The organism is Streptomyces sp. NPDC015661 (assembly GCF_043077765.1).
In the GTDB taxonomy this organism is placed as follows: domain Bacteria; phylum Actinomycetota; class Actinomycetes; order Streptomycetales; family Streptomycetaceae; genus Streptomyces.
The window spans coordinates 275703-294604 of the sequence record NZ_JBIBST010000002.1 but is presented as its reverse complement, the minus strand read 5'-3'; the positions used below and the strand labels follow the sequence as shown (position 1 = coordinate 294604).

Genomic DNA, 18902 nt, shown 5'->3' with positions numbered 1-18902 from the left:
TCAGTCCAGGACCAGGCAGTGCTCGGGCCGCCAGCCGAGCTCGACCTCCTCGCCGCCGGTCCAGCGGTCCTCCCTGCGGGAGCGGGCGGTGTTCTGCTCCAGGACGTGCACGGTGACTCCGGGGGCCAGTTCGATGAGGTAGGTGGTGGTGGGGCCGGAGTAGACGGTCTCCCGGACGACGCCGGTGACCCGGGCCATGCCGGGCTCGAAGTCGGACAGCCAGATCTTCTCGGGGCGCAGCGAGAGGCTGACCCGGCTGCCGTCGGCCATGCCGGGGCGGTCGCCGACGGGGAGCGCCGGTCCCTGGTCGAGCAGCACCCGTCCGGCGCGGTAGGTGCCGGGGACCAGGTTGGAGGTCCCGAGGAACGAGGCGGTGAAGCTGCTGGTGGGACGCTCGTACACGTCCTCCGGAGTCCCCCACTGTTCGATGCGGCCCTCGTTCATGACGGCGAGGCGGTCCGACATGCTCAGGGCCTCGTCCTGGTCGTGGGTGACGAACAGGAAGGTGATGCCCACCTCGCGCTGGATCTGCTTGAGCTCGACCTGCATCCGACGCCGGAGCTTCAGGTCGAGGGCCGCCAGCGGCTCGTCGAGCAGCAGCACCTGTGGACGGTTGACCAGGGCGCGGGCGAGGGCGACGCGCTGGCGCTGGCCGCCGGAGAGGGTGGGCGGTCTGCGGCCGGCCAGGTCGCCGAGCTGTACGAGGTCGAGCATCTCGGCGACCCGGCGGCGGATCTCGGGGCGGGCGACGCCCTTGCGCTTGAGGCCGAAGGCCACGTTGTCGGCGAGGGACAGGTGGTCGAAGAGGGCGTAGCTCTGGAAGACGGTGTTGACGTTGCGCCGGTGGGGCGGGAGGCCCGTCACGTCCTCCCCGTCGAGCAGGACGCTGCCCTCGGTGGGGTCGGCGAAGCCGCCGATCATGCGCAGCAGGGTGGTCTTGCCGCAGCCGGAGGGGCCGAGCAGGGAGAAGAACTCGCCGGGGGCGATGTCGAGGCTGATGTCGTGGACGGCGTACGCGGTGGAGCCGCCGGAGCTCCCGGAGCTCCCGGAGCCGCCGGGGTAACGCTTGCCGACCCGGTCGAGCCGGACAGCGGGGTGGTGGAGTACGGCTTGCGGTTGCGGGGATCGCGGGGATCGCGCGGTGTGGGACGTCTGCGGGGGCTGCGGGGATCGCGCGGTGTGGGACGACGGCGGGGGCTGCGGGGATCGCGCGGTGTGTGGCGTCTGCGGGGGCTGCGCGGGTGTGGGTTGCGGGGTCATGGCGTTCACTTCCCGGAGAGCAGGTCGAGGCCGCCGCGCCGGCCGAACAGGCGCGGGATGGCGAGGGCGAGGGCGACGAGTCCGACGGAGCCGGCCAGCATCAGCGTGCCGACGGCGTTGATGGTGGGCTGGACGCCGAACCGGATCGCCGAGTAGATCCGGACCGACAGGGGCTGCGGATCGACGCCGGTGGTGAAGTAGGCGAGGACGAAGTCGTCGAAGACCAGGGCGAAGACGAGGACGGCGGATGCGAGGATGCTGGGGAGCAGCGCGGGCAGCGTCACAAGGCGTACGGCCTGCCGGCGGGTGGCCCCGAGGTCCATGGCCGCCTCTTCGATCTCCGGGTTGAGAGCGGCGACGCGGGAGCGCAGGATCACCGTCACGTAGGAGATGGAGAAGGTGATCTCGGCGAGCATCACGGTCGTCGTGGACAGGGTGATGCCGAGGCCCTTGAACAGGAGCATCGCGGCGACTCCGGTGACGATCTCCGGGGTGATGAGCGGGACGAGCATCACCAGGCCGGCGAAGGAGCCGAGCCGGTTGCGGCCGCGGACCAGGCCGAGCGCGAGGGCGACGCCCAGCACCACCGAGCCGGCCATGGCGACGAGGGAGATCCGCAGGCTCATGCCGAGCGAGTTCAGCAGCACGTCGTCGCGGAGGAACGCCCCGTACCAGCGCAGGCTGACGTCGTCGAAGACGGTCAGGGACTTCTGCGAGTTGAAGGAGAACAGGACGACGACGCCGATGGGGACGTAGAGCAGCGCGAAGAAGACGGCGGTGACGGCGAGGGCGAACCGGGGACGGCGTTCGGGGCCGCGACGGCGCCCGTGGGCGGCCCTCATCGGACCGCCTCCGCCTCGTCCTTGCGGGTGCGCCGCAGGTACCCGAGCATGCCGAGGAGGAGGACGGCCATCAGCAGCATGGTGAGGGCGGAGCCGAGCGGCCAGTTCTGGCCCTGGAAGAACTTGTCCTGGATCAGGGTGCCGATCATGATCTGGTCGGGGCCTCCCATGAGCTGGGCGCTGACGAAGTCGCCCATGGCGGGCAGCAGGACGAGGACACAGCCGGCGGCCGCGCCCTGCCGGGTGGCCGGGACGGTGACGAACAGGAAGGTCCGCAGCGGACCGGCGTACAGGTCGCGGCCGGCCTCGATGAGCGACGTGTCCATGCGCTCCATGGCCGCGTACAGCGGGATGATCATGAAGACGACGAAGCCGTAGACGAGACCGGCGACGACGCCCGCGCCGGTCTGCAGGATCCGGGTCCCCCCGTCGGCGAGTCCGATCGCGCGCAGCGCCCCGAGCAGTGGTCCGTCGTCGGACAGGACGACGGACCAGCCGTACATCCGGACCAGGTAGTTGGCGAAGAACGGGACGACGATCGCCGCGATGAGAACGTTCTTGTACCGGCCGCCGCTGGTCGCGATGGCGTACGCGACGGGATAGGCGATCAGGAGGCAGACGGCGCAGGTGACCAGGGCGTAGCCCAGCGAACGCAGCAGGACCGTGCGGTACGCCGGGTCGGCCAGGGCCGTGATGTTGTCGAGGACGAACCCGAAGCGCGGGTTGCCGAGCGGGTCGGTGGTGCCGAACGCGAGGGTGGCCACCAGGATCAGGGACGCGACGAGGAAGACGGTCATCCAGAGCGTTCCGGGGAGCATCAGCCAGGTCCACAGACGTTCCTGTACAGGCTTTCTGACGGCACGTGGGGGACGGGCGGCATCGGCCATGTCAGCCCGCCTTCACATCGGTCCAGGCGGCGTCGCGGGCCCTCTCGCCCGCCGCGGTGCCGTTGCGGAAGAACAGGTCGTCCCTGAGGTCGGCGGCGGTCACCTGGCACTGGGGGAAGGGCTCCACGAGCGCGGCGTAGGTGTCCTCCGTGCCGCGCACCGGCATCGGGTAGCCGATGTACTCGATGTTCCGCTTCACGTTCTCGGGCCTGAGCATGTAGTCGATGAAGAGCATGGCGGTGCCGGGGTGCGGTGCGTCGGCGGGGATCGCGTAGCAGTCGGAGTTGACCGGGGCGCCCTCGCGGGCGGTCTCGAAGCCGAAGACGGACGGGTCCTTCGCCTGGGCGAGCATCGCGGCCATGTCCCCGCTCCACGCCTGGGTCATGTCGGCGTTGCCGTTGAGCAGGTTGTTGTAGCTGTCGCTCGAGAAGCCGCGCAGCCGGGGGCGCAGGGTGCGCAGGGTGTCGGTGACGCGGTCGAGGTCGCCGGGCTTCTCGGTGGTGAGGGGCATGCCGTTCTTGAGTGCGCCGATGGCCAGTACCTCGTCGCGGTCGTCGAGGACGAAGACCTTGCCCTTGGCGTGGTCGTTCCACAGGTCGTCCCAGGAGCCGGTGAGGTCGCCGAGCCGGTCCCGGCGCCAGCCGATGCCGGTCTTGTACATGGTGAAGGGGACGGTGTGGGCGGAGCGGGGGTCGTACCAGGGGTCGGCGAAGTAGTCGTACGCGCCGAACACGGCCTCGGCGTTCTTCAGGCGCCCGTGGTCGATGCGGCGCAGCCGGCCCCCGCGGGAGAGGCGCTCGGCCCACTTGGCCGTGGGGAAGATGATGTCGTAGCGGTTGCCGGCGTTGAGTTTGGCGGCCATGCCTTCCATGGAGTCGTAGTTCGACTGGACGACCTTGACTCCGTACTCCTTGGAGAAGCCGGTGAAGACGGCCGGGTCGACGAAGTCGGCCCAGTTGAAGTAGACGAGGTCGCCGTCGACCTTGACGTCGATGGGGGACTCGGCGGCCGCCTGGCCGGCGGCGTCTGAGGCGGAGTCGGTGGAGAATCCGCAGCCGGCCGCCGTCAGACCGAGGGCGGCGGCGGTGCCGGCGCGGAGCAGCGAGCGGCGGGACAGGGAAGGTGCCTCGGGGGACATGGGGTCCTCTCCGTAGGGGCCGCTGGGGGACGGCGGGCGGGCGGTACAGCGGTGCGGAAGTACGGGGGTACGGTCGTTTCGCTCACTGGCCCGGCGGGTCGGAGTCCGGTGTGGCACCCGTGGGATCGGCGGGGGCCGGGGACTCTGCGGGGTCGGCCAGGTCGGCGCGGACGCGATCGGCGAACCAGCCGACCGCGAGCTCGCGCCGGGACAGCGGTCCGGGTTCGAACCCCGGGGTGGACAGACCGCGTTGGACCCGGGCGACCAGCTCGGCGTCCTCGTCGTTGGTGATCCACCCGATGTGCATGTTCAGGCGCCGGGCCAGGCGGGTGCGCAGCCCGGTGCCGCGGCGGGCGTAGAAGGCGCCGGGGACGGCCACCCGGTCGACCGCGGTCGGCACGGCGGTCCAGGCGAGCACGTGGTCGGGGTAGAAGTCGATGAGGGTGTTGGGGTAGATCACGGCGTACCGCCAGACCCTGCGGTCGGCCTCGGTGAGGCCGGGCATGGGCGCGGCGACGCGCTGGTACAGCCGCTCGGCCCAGTTGGAGGACGGCTTGTCGCGCAGCGGCGAGGTGAACAGGACGTAGGAGTCGTGGATCTCGCAGCCGTAGCGCTGGTAGTCGAGCAGGCGCATCAGGCCGGGGTGGGCGATGGGTACGTGGTACCCCTCCAGGTAGTTGTCGACCACGACCTTCCAGTTGGCCTCCTGGACCTCGGCGCGGGCCAGGTCATGGATCCGGTCCCGGCCGATCGGCACCAGGTCCGCCCCGGCGTAGTGGCCGACGGCCTCGGCGAGTCCCGCGCAGCTCTCGGCGAGCGGAACGGCGCCGCGGTCGAGGTTGACGAAGACGAAGCCGAGGAAGGATTCGACCCGGGCCGGGAACAGGCCGAGGCGGGGCCTGTCGAGGCAGGGGATCTGCCGGGCCTCGGGGGCGCCGACCAGGCTGCCGTCGAGGAGGTAGGTCCAGCCGTGGTACGGGCAGCGGATCGCTTTGCCGGCCGGTTCGGGCGCGGTGACCAGGCGGGTTCCGCGATGGCGGCAGACGTTGAGGTGGGCGGCGAGGCCGCCGTCCTCGGTGCGGACGACCAGGACCTCCCGGTCGGCGACGGTGGCGGCGAGTCGTGCTCCGGGGCCGGGCAGGTCGGACTCGTGGCACACCAGCTGCCAGGAACTGGCGAAGACCTGGCGGGTCTCGGCGGTGGCGACGGCGGGATCGGTGTAGTGGCGGGCCGGCAGCGCGGGAGCGGGGAGGCCCCGGGCGGCCGTGTCGGGTGCGGTGGGCGCACCGGGCGCGGCAGGTGCGCTGGGTGCGGGGGCTCTGGAGTGCATCGGTGACTCCTCGTGCCGCGGAGCGGCGATCGGTGTCGGGCGTCGATGTCGTGCGAACCGGATGCGGGCAGCGGGTAGGGGCGGGCGCCGGGACCGGGGCTGACCGATTGGACAGCCAGCGTGGTGGCTGAATTCCGCCGGGTCAAGACTTGTACGCTGACCGATCGGTCAGCTAGCCTGATTATTGCCTGACCGATCGGTCAGTAAACGTGTTTCTGTCGCTGCTCCGCCGCCGCATCACTTCTGACCTGCGCATTTGCTCGTCATCCTGGTGGGTGCGGCCCACGGTCCTTGTGCCGGATGCGGCCCGGCGTGCCCTGGCACCCGCCCCGGCACGCACCCCCTCGCTTCCCTCCCCCCCGGTCGGCATCGCGCATGAGCCTCGGGCTCGAACGCGGTCACGGCACCCGCACCCCCTTCCCTTCCGGAGGCACGCATGACTGGTCGTCGGCATCTGGACTGGCTCGGGCTCACCCCCGAGCCGGAGCGGGAGCTGCCCGCAGCCGTCGCCGCGCTGCGTGCCTCTCACGGCACGGCCCACCACCCGCCGCCGGGCCGGGCCGCACTCGCGGCCGCCGAGCGGCGCCGGGTGGAACGCCTGGTCCTGCGGGGCAGCCGGCACAGCTGGTTGCGCTACCTCGCCGAAGCCACCGCGCTGGTGACCGCCGTGGCCCTCCGGCTCGACGGGCAGGGCGGCAAGGGCAGCCACGCGGACGCCGAGGCGGACATGAACGCCGACGCCTCGACCGCGGCCGCACTGCTCGCCGGCGAGGTGATCCTCGACCACCACCGCATGCTCATCGGCCTGCCCGGAGCGGGATACGGCCGCACCGCAGGGGACCGCGCCGCGCTCGAAAACGCGCTGCGACTCCTGCGCACCCGGTCCCGTACCGCCGGACCTGCCCCCACCGCCCGTACAGGAGACGGCAGATGACCTCCAGCCTCCCCTCGACCCCGAGCCGCCCGCCGACCTCCAGCCTCCCCTCGACCCCGAGCCGCCCGCCGACCACCAGCCGACCCTCGACCCCGAGCCGCCCGCCGACCACCAGCCGACCCTCGACCACCATCCGATATCCGCCCGCCCCCGCGCCGAGCTCCGTGCTGGGCGCGACGCCGTACGTGACGGAGAACGCCGAGGCGTACGAGGCCGGCGGTGGCTACGCCGCCGCCGTCACCCCCGACGAGCTGCTGTACCACCTCGACGCCTGCGGCCTGCGCGGCCGCGGCGGCGCCGGATTCCCGGCCGCCGTCAAGCTCCGCACCGTCCGCGAGCACGGGCGGCGCGGCCGGGGGAGCGGGACGCGTGGCGAGCGCGCCGCAGATGCCGACACCCCGGTCGTGGTGGCCAACGGGGAAGAGGGCGAGCCCGGTTCGGTCAAGGACCGCTGGCTGCTGCGGGCCCGCCCGCACCTGGTCCTCGACGGCCTCGTCCACGCGGCAGCGGTCACCGGCGCCCGACACGGCTACGTCTACCTCTCCGACCCGGAGGCGGCCCGCCGCGTCCGCCGGGCCCTCGCCGAACGCGTACCGCCGCTGCCCGTCGAGGTCGTCGAGACCGCCGCCGCCTATGTCGCCGGCGAGGAGACCGCGGTCGTCCGCCGGATCGACGGCGGGCCGGCCCTGCCGACCGCCAAACCGCCCCGCCCCTTCGAGCGGGGAGTCGGGGGCGCACCGACCCTGGTCGCCAACGTCGAGACCCTCGCCCGGATCGCGCTCGTCGCCGCCCGGCCCGACCTGCGCGAGCCGATCGCGCGCTCCACCCTGGTCACCCTCTCGGGCGGCGGCGTCGCGAATGTGCTCACCGAGGTGCCGTACGGGGTCCCCCTGCGCACGCTTGCCGCCGCCCACGGCACCCCGGCCCCGGCCGGAGCCCTGATGGGCGGTCTCTTCGGCGGGCTCGTCGACGCCCGAGCCCTGGACCTGCCCCTCGAACCCGGCGCACTCGCCGCCGCGGGCACAGCGCTCGGCTGCGGAGCGATCCGCTTCCTCACCGCCGACGTCTGCCCGGTGGGCGCCGCCGCCGACGCGGTCGGGCACCTCGCGGCCGAGAGCGCACGGCAGTGTGGCGTCTGCGTGTCGGGCACGGCCGCGATCAGCGACGCTCTGGACCACCTCGCCTCCGGATCCGCCGAACCCGACACTGCTGAGCGGCTGCACCGATGGGCGCGAGGGCTGCCCGGGCGGGGTGCGTGCGGGCTCCTTGACGCCGCCGCCGGCCTCGCCGGAAGCCTGCTGCGCGTCTTCCCGGCACAGGTGCGGGCCCATCTCGACGGGCCCTGCCCGCTATGCCGCGCCGACGCCCCGGCCGGGGACCCGCACCGCCGGACCCGCCTGACGGTGCCGGTACCGACCGTGAGCGCACCCGCCCCGACGGGATCCGGCCCGACTCCATCCGCCCCGACTCCATCTGCCCCGACCTCATCCGCTCCAGCCGTATCCGCCTCGACCTCATCCGCTCCGGCCGTATCCGCCTCGACCCCATCCGCTCCGGCCGTATCCGCCTCGACCCCATCCGCTCCAGCCCTATCCGCCCCGACCCCATCCGCTCCAGCCGTATCCGCCCCGTCCACGCCCGCCTCGACCACGCCCGCCTCGACCACGCCCGCCCCGGCCTCACCCGCCGAGACCATGGCCGCCGTACCGGAAGGAACGTCATGAAACTGCTGCTGGACGCCACGCTGTGCAACGGCTATGGCCTCTGCCAGGAGAACGCCCCCGAACTCGTCGAGCTCGACGAGTGGGGCTACGCGAAGGTCGTCGTCGTCGACGTGCCGCCCGCTGCCGCGGACCGGGCCCGCGCCTGCGTGGAGAGCTGCCCCAACTCCGCCCTGCGCGTGGAGGGATGAGATGACGCGTGATCTGACCCCGCTCTTCGACCCCGGATCCGTCGCCGTGGTCGGCGCCAGCGACGACCCGGCGAAGTACGGCCACGCGGTGGCCGCCCAGGCTCTCCGCGTGCCCGACCGGCGACCCGTCCACCTGGTGAACCGGCGCGGTGGCACCGTACTCGGCCGGACGGCGGCCACCTCCCTCGGCGCGATCGGCGAGCCGGTCGACCTGGTGGTGATCTCCGTACCCGGCACCGGCTTCGAGACGGCCGTCGACGACGCCCTCGCCTGCGGGGCGAAGGCGATCGTCGCCATCACCGCCGGCTTCGCCGAGGCCGGCCCCGCCGGTCTCGCCCGCCAGCGGGCCGTCGCCGAGCGGGTCCGGGCCGCCGGAGCCGTGCTGGTCGGCCCCAACTGCCTGGGCATCGCGGACAACACCACCGAGCTGTACCTGGCCTCGGACCGGTTCGCGCCCGGCCGTGTCGCCCTGCTCAGCCAGAGCGGCAACCTGGCCCTCGAACTCCAGCTGCGCGGCGCCCCGCACGGCCTCGGCTTCTCCCGTTTCGTCTCGCTCGGCAACCAGGCCGACGTCACCCTCGTCGACCTCGTCGAGGACTGCGCCCGCCACGAGCCCACCTCCGTGATCGCCGTGTACGCCGAGGACTTCGGCGACGGCCGGGCCTTCGCCCGCGCCGTCGCCGAGGCCGGCAAGCCCGTGGTCCTCCTCACCGCCGGCCGCGGCACCGCCTCGGCCCGCAGCGCCCGGTCGCACACGGGGGCACTGACCACCTCGGCCGACGTGGTGGCCGCGGCCTGCCGCGACGCGGGTGTCGAACTCGTCCGCACCCCACGGGAGATGACCGTGGTGCTCGCCGCCCTGGCCGGCGGGCGTCGCACGACCGGTCGACGGACCGCGGTCCTCACGGACGGTGGTGGCCACGGCGCGGTCGCCGCCGACGCCGCCGAGGACGCCGGGCTCGACGTGCCCGAGCTCGGCGCGCCGGCCCAGGACCGGCTGCGTAGCGTGCTGTGGGAGCAGTCCGCCGTCCGCAACCCGGTCGACCTCGCCGGCATGGGGGAGCAGCGCCCTCTCTCGTACGCCGACACCGTCCGCGAGCTCCTTGCCTCCGAGGAGGTCGACGCCGTCCTGATGACGGGCTACTTCGGCGGGTACGCCGCCTCGGAAGGAGGCCTGGGCGGCGGGCCGGCCGGCGGCTCGGTCCTCGCCGAGGGTGAGCAACGGGCCGCGAAGGAGATCGCCGGACACGTCGCCGCCACACCGAAGCCGCTGGTCGTGCAGTCCATGTACCCGGAGTCGCCCAGCTGTCGGGCGCTCGCGGAGGCCGGGGTCCCGGTGTTCGCCGCCACCGAGGACGCGGCCCGCGCTCTCGCCGCGCTGACCGGCCGCGCTGCGGGCGTGCCCGCTGGCGTGGCCCCGGAGCCGCCGGCCGCCACGCCGCTGGGAGATCCCTCGTACCACGGTGTACGGGCGCTCCTTGCCGCGGCCGGGGTGCCCTTCCCATCGGCCCGGGAGATCACCGACGAGCCCGGGCTCGTCGCCGCTGCCGCCTCGTTCGAGGGACCGTACGTCTTGAAGGCCCTCCACGTCCTGCACAAGTCCGACGCCGGCGGGGTGGCGCTGCGGCTCGCCGACCGGGACGCGCTGCTGGCCGCGTACCGGCGGATGCATGCCCGCCTCGGCGCCCCGTCGTACTCGGTCGAGGCCATGGCGGACCTCTCGGACGGTGTCGAACTGATCGTCGGCGTCCAACGCGACCGCCGGTTCGGTCCGGTGGCGATGGTCGGCCTCGGCGGTGTGCTCACCGAGACCCTGCGCGACGTGGCCTTCGCCCTTGCGCCCGTGACCGCCGGTTCCGCCGAGAAGCTGCTGCGGGGGCTGCGGACCGCCGCCCTGCTCGACGGTGTGCGCGGCCGTCCTGCCGTGGACGTGACGGCGGCCGCCGCCGTCATCGCCCGCATCACCGAGGCCGCCGCGGCCCACCCGGAGGTCGCCGAACTGGAGGTCAACCCGCTGCTCGTAGGCCCGGACGGCGCCATTGCGCTGGACGCGCGAGCCGTCCTCGGCTGACCCCCGCCCCCGCCCCCGCCCCCGTCCCCGCACCACGACACCTTCCCGCACACCCCGGCACACCCTTCAAGCCCCGGAGGAGACCCGCACCATGGACTTCCGCTACACCCCCGAGCAGACCGAGCTCAAGGCGCGCGCCGCGGCCTACACCCGGCTCCTGATGCGGTACGAGGAGCAGTCCGAGGAAGCGGGCGGCCCGCTGCCGGCCGACACCGTGCGGGAGCTGACCCGGGCCGCGATCGACGCGGGCGTCTACGCCATCAACATGCCCGCCGAGTGGGGAGGCGCCGGACTCTCCCTGCTTGACCAGGTGATCGTCGAGGAGGAGTTCGGCAAGGTCACCAACTGCCTGTGGGACATCCCCTGGCGGCCCGCCAACGTCCTCGCGTACGGCACCGAGGCACAACGCGAGAAGTACCTGCTGCCGGTGATCCGCGGCGAGCGCTTCGACGCCTTCGCCGTCACCGAGCCGGGGGCCGGATCCGACCCCGGATCGGGTACGAGCACCGCGACCCGCACGGCGGGCGGCTGGCTTCTGAACGGCGAGAAGTGGTTCGTCACCTGCGGCGACATCGCCGACTTCCTGCTGGTGCAGGCCGACGCCGGGCCGAACCGCGCGGCGACGCTCTTCTTCGTCGACAAGCAGGCGCCCGGGGTCGAGATGACGCGGGTCCCCCGTTTCATGCACTCCGCGGTGAACGGGCACCCGGAGTTCCGGTTCACCGACGTCTTCGTACCCGACGAGGACGTGCTCGGCGGCGTCGGCAACGGCTACGAACTGACGAAGGAGTGGTTCACCGATGAGCGGCTGATGATCGCCGCCCGGACCGTCGGCGCCGCCGAGAGGGCCCTGGAGCTCGCCCGTGACTGGGCCGTCGGACGCCGTCAGTTCGGCTCCCGCATCGCCGACTTCCAGCTGATCCAGGGGATGCTCGCCGACTGCGCCGTCGACATCGCCGTCAACCGCGCCTACACCCACCAGATCGCCTGGCAGGCCGACCAGCCCCAGACCGACCGCAAGACCCTGCACGCCAAGGCCTCCACGGCGAAGCTCGCGGCGAGCGAGGCTGCCGGTCGGGTGGTCGACAGGTGCCTGCAGATCTTCGGTGGGCGCGGCTACGACCGCTCGTACCCCGTCGAGCGGATGTACCGCGAGCTGCGCGTCGACCGGATCTGGGAGGGCACCTCGGAGATCCAGCGGCTGATCATCGCCAACGAGCTGATCAAGCGCGGCACAGGGGCGCTGGCCCTGCCGCGCTGAGCCCACCGCCCTGCCCCGACACCGACAACGACACCGACACGGACACCGACACCGACACCCGAGAGGACAAGCACCCCATGGACTTCCGTCTCACCGCACGCCAGCAGGAGCTCAAGGAATCGGCGCGGCACCTCACCGACTTCATCATGAAGTACGAGCTCGACTGCGAGGAGAACAACGGTCTGCCGCCACAGGCTCACGCCGAGATCCGCGACGCCGTCCTCGACAGCGGCCTCCAGGCCGTCAACATGCCGGTCGAGTGGGGCGGTGCCGGACTCACCGTCCCTGAGCAGGTCGTCGTCCAGGAGGAACTGGGCCGGCTCACCGGCGCCCTGTGGGACATGGTGTGGCGGCCGGCCAACGCCCTCTCGCACTGCACGCCCGAGCAGCGCGAGCGGTACCTCGTGCCCGTGATCCACGGGCGCCGGCGCGACTGCTACGCGGTCAGCGAGCCCGAGGCCGGCTCCGACCCGCAGAACCTGCGCACCACCGCGACCCGGACCGCCGAAGGGTGGGTGCTGAACGGCGAGAAGTGGTTCGTCACCGTGGGCGACCACGCCGACTTCATGATCGTGCTCGCCGCAGCGGGGGAGGAGCGGGCGCCGACGCTGTTCCTCGTGGACAGGGACACCCCGGGCATCGAGATGACCCGGGTGCCCCGCTGGATGCACACCTTCGTCTACGAACACCCCGAGTTCACCTTTACCGACGTACGCCTGCCCGAGGACGCGGTGCTCGGCGGTGTCGGCAACGGCTACGACCTCACCCGCTCCTGGTTCTCCGAGGAGCGCCTGATGATCGCCGCCCGCACGATCGGGGCGGCCGAGAGGGCCCTGGAGCTCGCCCGTGACTGGGCCGTCGGACGCCGTCAGTTCGGCTCCCGCATCGCCGACTTCCAGCTGATCCAGGGGATGCTCGCCGACTGCGCCGTCGACATCGCCGTGAACCGCGCGTACACCCACCAGGTCGCCTGGGAGGTCGGAGAGGGCCGTACCGACCGCAAGACCCTGCACGCGAAGGCCGCGATCGCCAAGCTCTCGGCGAGCGAGGCGTCCGGTCGGGTGGTCGACAGGTGCCTGCAGATCTTCGGCGGGCGCGGCTACGACCGCTCGTACCCCGTCGAGCGTCTCTACCGAGAGCTGCGCGTCGACCGGATCTGGGAGGGCACTTCCGAGATCCAGCGGCTCATCGTCGCGGGCGAACTCGTCAAGCGCGGGACGGGCGTCCTGCGGCTTCCGGTGACACCGTGAGCGACCTCGTCCGGGTGGGGATCGTGGGCTGCGGGCTCATGGGCTCCGGCATCGCCGAGGTCTGCGCCCGCGCCGGCCGCGACGTCGTGGTGGTGGAGACCGGACCGGCGGCCGCGGAGGCCGGACTGCGGCGGATCACCCGCTCGCTGGAACGAGCCGCGGCGGCCGGCCGGCTGACCGTGGCCGAACATCGGGCCGCGGCCGGCCGGATCGCGGTGACCACCGACATGGCGCGGCTCGCCGACCGAGATCTGGTCGTCGAGGCGGTGGCGGAGGACGAGCGGGCGAAGACCGAGGTCTTCGCCCGGCTCGACGCCGTCGTGGAACGCCGGGACGCCGTCCTGGCGACCAACACCTCGTCCCTGCCCGTCATCAGGCTGGCGGCCGCGATCTCGCGGCCGTCCGAGGTCATCGGCCTGCACTTCTTCAACCCGGTGCCGCGGCTGCCGCTGGTGGAACTGGTGCCCTCGCTGCTCACAGGCGAGGACACCGTCCGGCGCGCGGGGGCCTTCGCCGCCGAGGTCCTCGGCAAGGAGGTCGTGCACGCCCGGGACCGGGCGGGGTTCGTCGTCAACGCCCTGCTCGTGCCGTACCTGCTGGCAGCGGTGCGGATGGTCGAGACCGGTGCGGCGTCGGCCGAGGACATCGACCGGGCCATGACCTTGGGCTGCGCCCATCCGCTCGGCCCGCTCGCCCTGGCCGACCTGATCGGTCTGGACACGGTGCAGGCCATCGCCCGGTCGATGTACGCGGAGTACCGCGAGCCGCTGTACGCCCCGCCGCCGCTGCTGGCCCGGATGGTGGAAGCGGGGCGGCTCGGTCGGAAGACAGGTCGGGGCTTCCACCCGTACCCGGGGCGCCCGGCGGGGCAGGATGGGCAGGGATGATGGTCCGGGACGGAGACCGAAACCGGGACTAGGACCGGAACAGGGGCCGATACAGATATCGAGCCGACACCGAAAGCGGGAGTTGCTGACGTGACCAAGGCCGAGCGCGCACTCGAGACACGGGAGCGAATCCTCAAGGCCGCGTGCGAGGTGATCGCGGACATCGGGTTCGAGAACGTCAGCATGCGCAAGGTCGCCGAGCACGCGGGGGTGTCGAAGGCGCTGCTCCACTACCACTTCGACACCCGCGAGAAGCTCTTCGCCGAGGCGATGACGCACTCGTTCGCCCAGACCGGCACGGACCTCGACGGCGGCGACGCCGACGTGCCGGCCGGCGTCCTGCTCGCGCGCATCGTGCGCACCATGCTGCCCACGGACGAGGAGCTGCGCCAGGACTGGAAACTGTGGCAGGAACTGTGGGTGCGCGCACAGCGCGACGACGCAGCCCGGCACCTCGCCGTCGACCTGTACGACCAGCTCCACGCCTGGGTCGGCGGCGCGGTGGAACGCGGTGTCGCGTCGGGCGAGTTCGCCCCCTGCGATGTCGCCGCGATCAGCACTCTCATCCTGGCACTCTGTGACGGCCTGGGCATTCGTGTGATGCTCGCCGACCCACATGTCGACCTGTCCATGGCCCAGTCGACGATCTGGTCGGCCATCGCCCCGTCACTGGGCATCTCTCCCGCCTTCCCCGAGGCCTGACCAAGCGGCGAAGCGGTCGGTTCCGACCCGAGACGCGACCGACCTCGAATGCCTCGGCTCGCCGTAGCCACAGGCCAGGCCGATCCCGCCCCCGGTGTGCCGGACGACTTGCGTCGATCGTGTCGCGGCTCAGGAGCCGCAGCGAGACCGGATCAGCCTGGCGCCGGCCGCGGATGTGACCGACAGATCAACAGCGCGGGACACCCGAGGACCATGTGGGCAGGGGCTCCGCATCAGGACCGGTCGACGTCAGCGAAGCGGGCTGGGGCGACCGCCCCTCTCCGGTGGCGATCACCAGCCGTGGCTGATTCGCTGGAATTGGTGGGCCTCCGTACCAAAGTCCTCTCGGATTCCGTGAACGCCGACTCATCGAAAGGATGGGCGGACGATGCCAGCACCTCAATGGCGGAGACTGGTCGATCACATCCAGAGCGTTCCCGAGGGCGTGTACGAGACGAACGTGCCGGGGACCGGTTACGACAACCGGACACAGTTCGGAAGGCAGTTCGGCGAGGACGGCGAGCCGTGGTGCGTCATGTTCAACTGGGACATGTACGCCGACGTCGGGCTGGACCACATCGTTCCCAAGGTCAACAACGTCTCCGTCTTCACCGGATGGGCCAGGACGCGCGATCAGTGGTCCGACTACCCCTCCATCGGGGCGTGGACGAACCTGTCCCACGGCGGCCACACCGAGGTCGTGGTCGGTTTCGACGAGACCCACGTCTACACCAAGGGCGGCAACACCGTTCCCGAGAACGCCGAAGACGCGGGCCAGGGCTACGGCGTCTACTCGCACCGTACGGAGCGGCGCAGCATGAAGGTCGTAGGTTACTTCGCGCCGGAGTTCGAGGACGGCTGTCCGCCCACCGCCGACCCCGACGATCACCGGGGCGGTACGGCCGTCGCCTCATGGCGCTGGGCCGGTCCAGTGCTCCCGCCTTCGGACATCGTGGTGACAGCTTCGGAGGTCGTGTTCGGCGCGCGGAACACCTCGGTGAGAATCGTCCAGGGCGCGCTCGCCAAGGAAGTGGGGCTTGACTACGCTGCGGCACCCGGCACGTTCGGGCCGCGTACGAAAGCGGCGGTGTCCGCCTTCCAGCGCAAGCTCGGCTTCACCGACGGCGACGCGGACGGTGTGTTCGGGCGCTTCTCGCTCACCGAACTGGGCCGTCGGCAGAGGTTCACGGTCCGTGGGCTGAGCTTCTTCGACCGGCCTTTCCTGCCGGACGGCGAGGTCGTGGGGCCCTCCGCCATCCCCCTGTCGAGCGTTAAGTTCGATCACGTGCCGGACGGAAGCACGACGGCGGCGGCCAAGGAGGCGTGCCGCATCCTCCACGTACCGGAGACTCATTGGGTGCCGGGCATCCTGGTCGCCGGCCGGCGCGAGTCGTCATTCCGGTTCAACGCGGTGAATGACTGGGACAGCAACGCCACCGGGCCCAAGCAGAGCGACGGCCATCCACGCAACTGCTCCCGCGGAGTCATGCAGGTCATCCCGCCGACGTTCGCCTCGTACCACCAGCCTGGTACCTCAACGGTCATTTACGACGGCGTGGCCAACATCTCCGCCGCCATGAACTATGTGATGGCTCGATACGGCGTGTACCGCGACGGGACGAACCTCGCAGGCCGCGTCTGCCAGTTCGACCCCAACCGCGGACCGTGCGGCTACTGATCACGGTCCCCGAAGGGACGCCCATCATGTCCAAGGTCGTACATCTGTCGGAGCTGTACCCAGGTGCGCACAACGCCGGCGTCCTGGTGGTTCAAGAGGCCCTTGCCCAGGCGGTGGGACTCGACTTCAGCTCGGGCCCGGGTGTCTTCGGTGAGCGCACCAGAGAGGCCTACGCCAAGTGGCAGCAGCACCTCGGTTTCTCCGGCGCGGACGCGGACGGCCTCCCGGGAATGGGGTCGCTCAAGAAGCTCGGTGCCCGCTTCGGGTTCGAAGTCCAAGGCGAAGGGGAGTCGGGAAAGGTGCCCTCCCCGGTGCCCGGGCATCACGTCACCTACCGTTACGGCATCCAGAATCCGCGGTACCGAGCCGGCTACCACACCGGGGACGACTATGCCTCGGCGCAGGGAACTTCGGTGGTCGCCGTCCGCGACGGCGCCATCCAGTGGTCGAACGACAACGGCGGTGCCTACGGCCGCTGGGTCGGCCTCCAGGCCGACAACGGCCGGGTGTACGTCTACTGCCACCTCTCGAAACGGGGCGTCATCACCGGCCAGCAGGTCAGGGCGGGCCAACAGCTGGGCAAGGTCGGAGCGACCGGCAACGTCACCGGCCCGCACCTTCACTTCGAGGACCACCCGCCGGGCCCCTTCGTCTATGCCCGTACCCGCAAGCCGACGTGGTGAGGCGGCCGAAGCCACCGTGCCGGGCCAGGGTGCATGGGAACACCCCGGCACACGCGGGGACCACGCCAACCGTCCAGGCGGAGGCCGCCATCTCGAGCGGAGGCGCAGACGCCGGAGGGCTGTCGGGCCAACGAGGTGGCGGCCAGGCCGGAGGAGGTGGCGCCCAGACGGTCACCAGTTGCCCGTCCAGGTAGCCCTTCAGCTCGTGTGGGTCGCCACGAGAGTCGTCGCCCTCATGTTCCGCGCGCAATCCTCGACCACCGCGTCACGTTCCTCCTGTACACCCCGGTCAGGTCGGTGTGCGAGGGGATCCGGACTGCGGCCCACAGGCGGTGTCGATATCCTGGAAGGGAGAGTTTCATGGGCTTTTGAGACGCGTGCAGGAGTGGTGTCGTGGACCTGCTGCCGGTCGAAATCAAGGTCAACATCGAAGGCGACGTAGCGGGGGCACTGTCGGCTCTCGGCGCTTCGCAGGGCGCGCTGATAAAGCGTCGGATCTGGTTCGCTGAGGACCGGGACGGTGTAGCGCAGGGGAGAGTACCGCTCCTGGACGGCGGCGTGATCATACGGCTCAGGATCGGTGGCGGTCCGGACGACCTGGTCGTCAAGTTGCGTCCCTGTACCCGGGAACAGCTGGTCGGCCGGTTCTCCGCCCCGTTCGAGGTGCAGCCGTTCACTTACAAGATAGAGGAGGACTGGTCGAGGCACGGGCGGGTGCTGGCGGCCTCTCTGGTGCACAGCCGCCCGCCGGGAGCACTGGCCTCCATCGTTGAGCCCGGGGCCGATGTCTCCGCGTCGATCGACCAGGTACAGGACCAGTTTCTGCAGGCCTGTGCCGGCGATGTCCGGGTCGACGGGCTGGTCGCCCTGGGGCCGATCTTCTCGACCAAGGCGGACGACGTGTCGCTCGACGACCTGGAGGTCGATCTAGAGGCGTGGTCAGCCGTCGGCCTGGACTTCCTGGAGGCTTCGATCCGTGTGAAGCCCAAGGACGGGGACGGCGCGGAGGAGTTCAGGGAACGGGTCGAGCGCAAGCTGCGCAAGCTCGAAGAGGCCGTACTCGAACGAGGGGTGACGCTGTCCGAGATTCCTGACAGCAAGACCCACCGCGTGCTCACCGCGCTGGCGGCCGCCTCACAGGGCTGAGGTCTTCGTCAGCCCTGAAGAATCCGTTCCCGGCGGTTGGATCTGTCGTCGGCCGGCGCCTTCCGTCATGTTTCATGGTCTTTCACCTGCGGTGATGGCCCGCCTGGCGGTTTCCGTGCGCACCTACCTGCTGCTCCGGCCCTGTGGCGGTGTTGTCAGCTGCCTTCGCCGGACGACGCGGCTGAAGTGGATGCACTGGCGGTGGCGGTTTGCTGTGCCGCACGGAAGTCGCCGGGAGTGGTGCCGGTGCGGCGGGTGAAGAACTTGCCGAAGTTGGTGGGTTCGGAGAACCCGAGGCGGCGGGCGATGACGGCGACGGGTTCGTCACTGTGGGCGAGGAGCCGTTGGGCCTGGAGAGCTACGCGGGCGTCGATGGCGTGTTTGACGGACTGTCCGGTGGCGGCCTGGCAGGCGCGGGTGAGGGTCTTGACGGTGTAGCCGAGGCGGTCGGCGTAGTCCTCAGCGCGGCGGGTGGTGGCGTAAGAGCGTTCCAGTTCGGCGTCGAAGCGGGCGTAGACCTCGCCGCCGGCGTGACGGTCGGGGTGGGTGCGGGGCCGGGGAAATCGGTCGATGTGCAGCAGCAGGGCGGCCAGCAGCAGGCTCAGGATCTCGCGTGACGGGCCGCCGGGGCGGTTGTACTCGCTGTGGAGTCGGGCGAGCAGGGCGGAGGTGGTGGCGTAGTCGGCGTCGGTGCCCAGTTGCCAGCAGTTGGGTGCTGACCAGTCGTCGGCGAGGCCACGGGCAGCGGACGTTTCGGGGAAGGCGGGGGTGAACAGCAGGTGGGTGCCGTTCATTCGGCCAGGGGTGGTGAAGCGTTGCACTTGCCCGGGGCGGACCCACAGCAGGGTGCCGGGGCGGCAGGGGTAGGTGACGAAGTCGACGGTGTGCACGGCACGGTCACCGTCATCGACAAGGGCGCGG

The 18902-nt window shown here is 71.5% G+C and carries 17 protein-coding genes; 11 read left to right on the top strand and 6 right to left on the bottom strand.

Annotation, left to right across the window (positions count from 1 at the left end):
- The 5 genes from ACF07V_RS05955 to ACF07V_RS05935 all read right to left on the bottom strand — a co-directional run bounded on the left by ACF07V_RS05955 (window position 1) and on the right by ACF07V_RS05935 (window position 5457).
- Window positions 1-1260 carry an ABC transporter ATP-binding protein gene (locus tag ACF07V_RS05955; RefSeq protein WP_392151662.1) on the bottom strand — a complete coding sequence of 420 codons (1260 nt, stop codon included), beginning with the start codon at window positions 1258-1260 and terminating at the stop codon, window positions 1-3.
- Window positions 1261-1265: 5 nt separating this feature from the next.
- Window positions 1266-2102: an ABC transporter permease gene (locus ACF07V_RS05950; RefSeq protein WP_392151661.1), complete on the bottom strand. Its 837-nt coding sequence runs from the start codon at window positions 2100-2102 to the stop codon at window positions 1266-1268.
- The gene (locus ACF07V_RS05945) at window positions 2099-2920 is read right to left on the bottom strand and encodes an ABC transporter permease (protein ID WP_392151660.1); all 822 of its coding nucleotides are present in this window, start codon (window positions 2918-2920) and stop codon (window positions 2099-2101) included. Before ACF07V_RS05945 ends, ACF07V_RS05950 begins: the two co-directional genes overlap by 4 nt.
- A 70-nt stretch (window positions 2921-2990) precedes the next feature.
- Entirely contained in the window at window positions 2991-4127 is a 1137-nt protein-coding gene (locus tag ACF07V_RS05940; protein WP_392151659.1) for a spermidine/putrescine ABC transporter substrate-binding protein, read from the bottom strand.
- A gap of 82 nt (window positions 4128-4209) precedes the next feature.
- Window positions 4210-5457: an aromatic ring-hydroxylating dioxygenase subunit alpha gene (locus tag ACF07V_RS05935; protein WP_392151658.1), complete on the bottom strand. Its 1248-nt coding sequence runs from the start codon at window positions 5455-5457 to the stop codon at window positions 4210-4212.
- A 436-nt stretch (window positions 5458-5893) separates the two neighbouring features.
- Between ACF07V_RS05935 and ACF07V_RS05930 the strand changes: the two genes are divergently transcribed.
- The 11 genes from ACF07V_RS05930 (at window position 5894) to ACF07V_RS05880 (ending at window position 17981) form a co-directional block, all read left to right on the top strand.
- The gene (locus tag ACF07V_RS05930) at window positions 5894-6391 is read left to right on the top strand and encodes a hypothetical protein (RefSeq protein ID WP_392151657.1); all 498 of its coding nucleotides are present in this window, start codon (window positions 5894-5896) and stop codon (window positions 6389-6391) included.
- The gene (locus ACF07V_RS05925) at window positions 6388-8115 is read left to right on the top strand and encodes an NADH-ubiquinone oxidoreductase-F iron-sulfur binding region domain-containing protein (protein ID WP_392151656.1); all 1728 of its coding nucleotides are present in this window, start codon (window positions 6388-6390) and stop codon (window positions 8113-8115) included. The genes ACF07V_RS05930 and ACF07V_RS05925 overlap by 4 nt, the downstream gene beginning before the upstream one ends.
- The gene (locus ACF07V_RS05920) at window positions 8112-8303 is read left to right on the top strand and encodes a ferredoxin (protein ID WP_392151655.1); all 192 of its coding nucleotides are present in this window, start codon (window positions 8112-8114) and stop codon (window positions 8301-8303) included. The genes ACF07V_RS05925 and ACF07V_RS05920 overlap by 4 nt, the downstream gene beginning before the upstream one ends.
- A gap of 1 nt (window position 8304) precedes the next feature.
- Window positions 8305-10374 carry an acetate--CoA ligase family protein gene (locus ACF07V_RS05915; RefSeq protein ID WP_392151654.1) on the top strand — a complete coding sequence of 690 codons (2070 nt, stop codon included), beginning with the start codon at window positions 8305-8307 and terminating at the stop codon, window positions 10372-10374.
- A 91-nt stretch (window positions 10375-10465) separates the two neighbouring features.
- Window positions 10466-11635 (top strand): acyl-CoA dehydrogenase family protein, encoded by a 1170-nt coding sequence (locus tag ACF07V_RS05910; protein WP_392151653.1) that lies wholly within the window; start codon window positions 10466-10468, stop codon window positions 11633-11635.
- Window positions 11636-11712: 77 nt separating this feature from the next.
- Entirely contained in the window at window positions 11713-12885 is a 1173-nt protein-coding gene (locus tag ACF07V_RS05905; RefSeq protein ID WP_392151652.1) for an acyl-CoA dehydrogenase family protein, read from the top strand.
- Window positions 12882-13772: a 3-hydroxybutyryl-CoA dehydrogenase gene (locus ACF07V_RS05900; protein WP_392151651.1), complete on the top strand. Its 891-nt coding sequence runs from the start codon at window positions 12882-12884 to the stop codon at window positions 13770-13772. The genes ACF07V_RS05905 and ACF07V_RS05900 overlap by 4 nt, the downstream gene beginning before the upstream one ends.
- 90 nt (window positions 13773-13862) lie before the next feature.
- Entirely contained in the window at window positions 13863-14474 is a 612-nt protein-coding gene (locus ACF07V_RS05895) for a TetR/AcrR family transcriptional regulator (protein WP_392151650.1), read from the top strand.
- 550 nt (window positions 14475-15024) lie between these two features.
- A complete protein-coding gene (locus ACF07V_RS05890; protein ID WP_392151649.1) occupies window positions 15025-16152 on the top strand; it encodes a peptidoglycan-binding protein in 1128 nt (375 codons plus the stop codon).
- A 26-nt stretch (window positions 16153-16178) separates the two neighbouring features.
- Window positions 16179-16835, top strand: coding sequence for a peptidoglycan DD-metalloendopeptidase family protein (locus ACF07V_RS05885; RefSeq protein ID WP_392151648.1), 657 nt, complete (start codon window positions 16179-16181; stop codon window positions 16833-16835).
- A 393-nt stretch (window positions 16836-17228) separates the two neighbouring features.
- A complete protein-coding gene (locus ACF07V_RS05880; RefSeq protein ID WP_392151647.1) occupies window positions 17229-17981 on the top strand; it encodes a hypothetical protein in 753 nt (250 codons plus the stop codon).
- Window positions 17982-18136: 155 nt separating this feature from the next.
- Here the strand turns inward: ACF07V_RS05880 and ACF07V_RS05875 are convergent, their stop codons facing one another.
- The gene (locus tag ACF07V_RS05875; protein WP_392151646.1) at window positions 18137-18871 is read right to left on the bottom strand and encodes a helix-turn-helix domain-containing protein; all 735 of its coding nucleotides are present in this window, start codon (window positions 18869-18871) and stop codon (window positions 18137-18139) included.
- Window positions 18872-18902 lie beyond the last annotated feature (31 nt).

Coding starts and splice junctions, on each gene's coding strand:
- ACF07V_RS05925 (WP_392151656.1), top strand. CDS start 6,388: ATGACCTCCAGCCTCCCCTCGACCCCGAGCCGCCCGCCGACCTCCAGC.
- ACF07V_RS05890 (WP_392151649.1), top strand. CDS start 15,025: ATGTACGCCGACGTCGGGCTGGACCACATCGTTCCCAAGGTCAACAAC.
- ACF07V_RS05955 (WP_392151662.1), bottom strand. CDS start 1,260: ATGACCCCGCAACCCACACCCGCGCAGCCCCCGCAGACGCCACACACC.
- ACF07V_RS05920 (WP_392151655.1), top strand. CDS start 8,112: ATGAAACTGCTGCTGGACGCCACGCTGTGCAACGGCTATGGCCTCTGC.
- ACF07V_RS05940 (WP_392151659.1), bottom strand. CDS start 4,127: ATGTCCCCCGAGGCACCTTCCCTGTCCCGCCGCTCGCTGCTCCGCGCC.
- ACF07V_RS05915 (WP_392151654.1), top strand. CDS start 8,305: ATGACGCGTGATCTGACCCCGCTCTTCGACCCCGGATCCGTCGCCGTG.
- ACF07V_RS05950 (WP_392151661.1), bottom strand. CDS start 2,102: ATGAGGGCCGCCCACGGGCGCCGTCGCGGCCCCGAACGCCGTCCCCGG.
- ACF07V_RS05930 (WP_392151657.1), top strand. CDS start 5,894: ATGACTGGTCGTCGGCATCTGGACTGGCTCGGGCTCACCCCCGAGCCG.
- ACF07V_RS05885 (WP_392151648.1), top strand. CDS start 16,179: ATGTCCAAGGTCGTACATCTGTCGGAGCTGTACCCAGGTGCGCACAAC.
- ACF07V_RS05910 (WP_392151653.1), top strand. CDS start 10,466: ATGGACTTCCGCTACACCCCCGAGCAGACCGAGCTCAAGGCGCGCGCC.
- ACF07V_RS05935 (WP_392151658.1), bottom strand. CDS start 5,457: ATGCACTCCAGAGCCCCCGCACCCAGCGCACCTGCCGCGCCCGGTGCG.
- ACF07V_RS05905 (WP_392151652.1), top strand. CDS start 11,713: ATGGACTTCCGTCTCACCGCACGCCAGCAGGAGCTCAAGGAATCGGCG.
- ACF07V_RS05945 (WP_392151660.1), bottom strand. CDS start 2,920: ATGCTCCCCGGAACGCTCTGGATGACCGTCTTCCTCGTCGCGTCCCTG.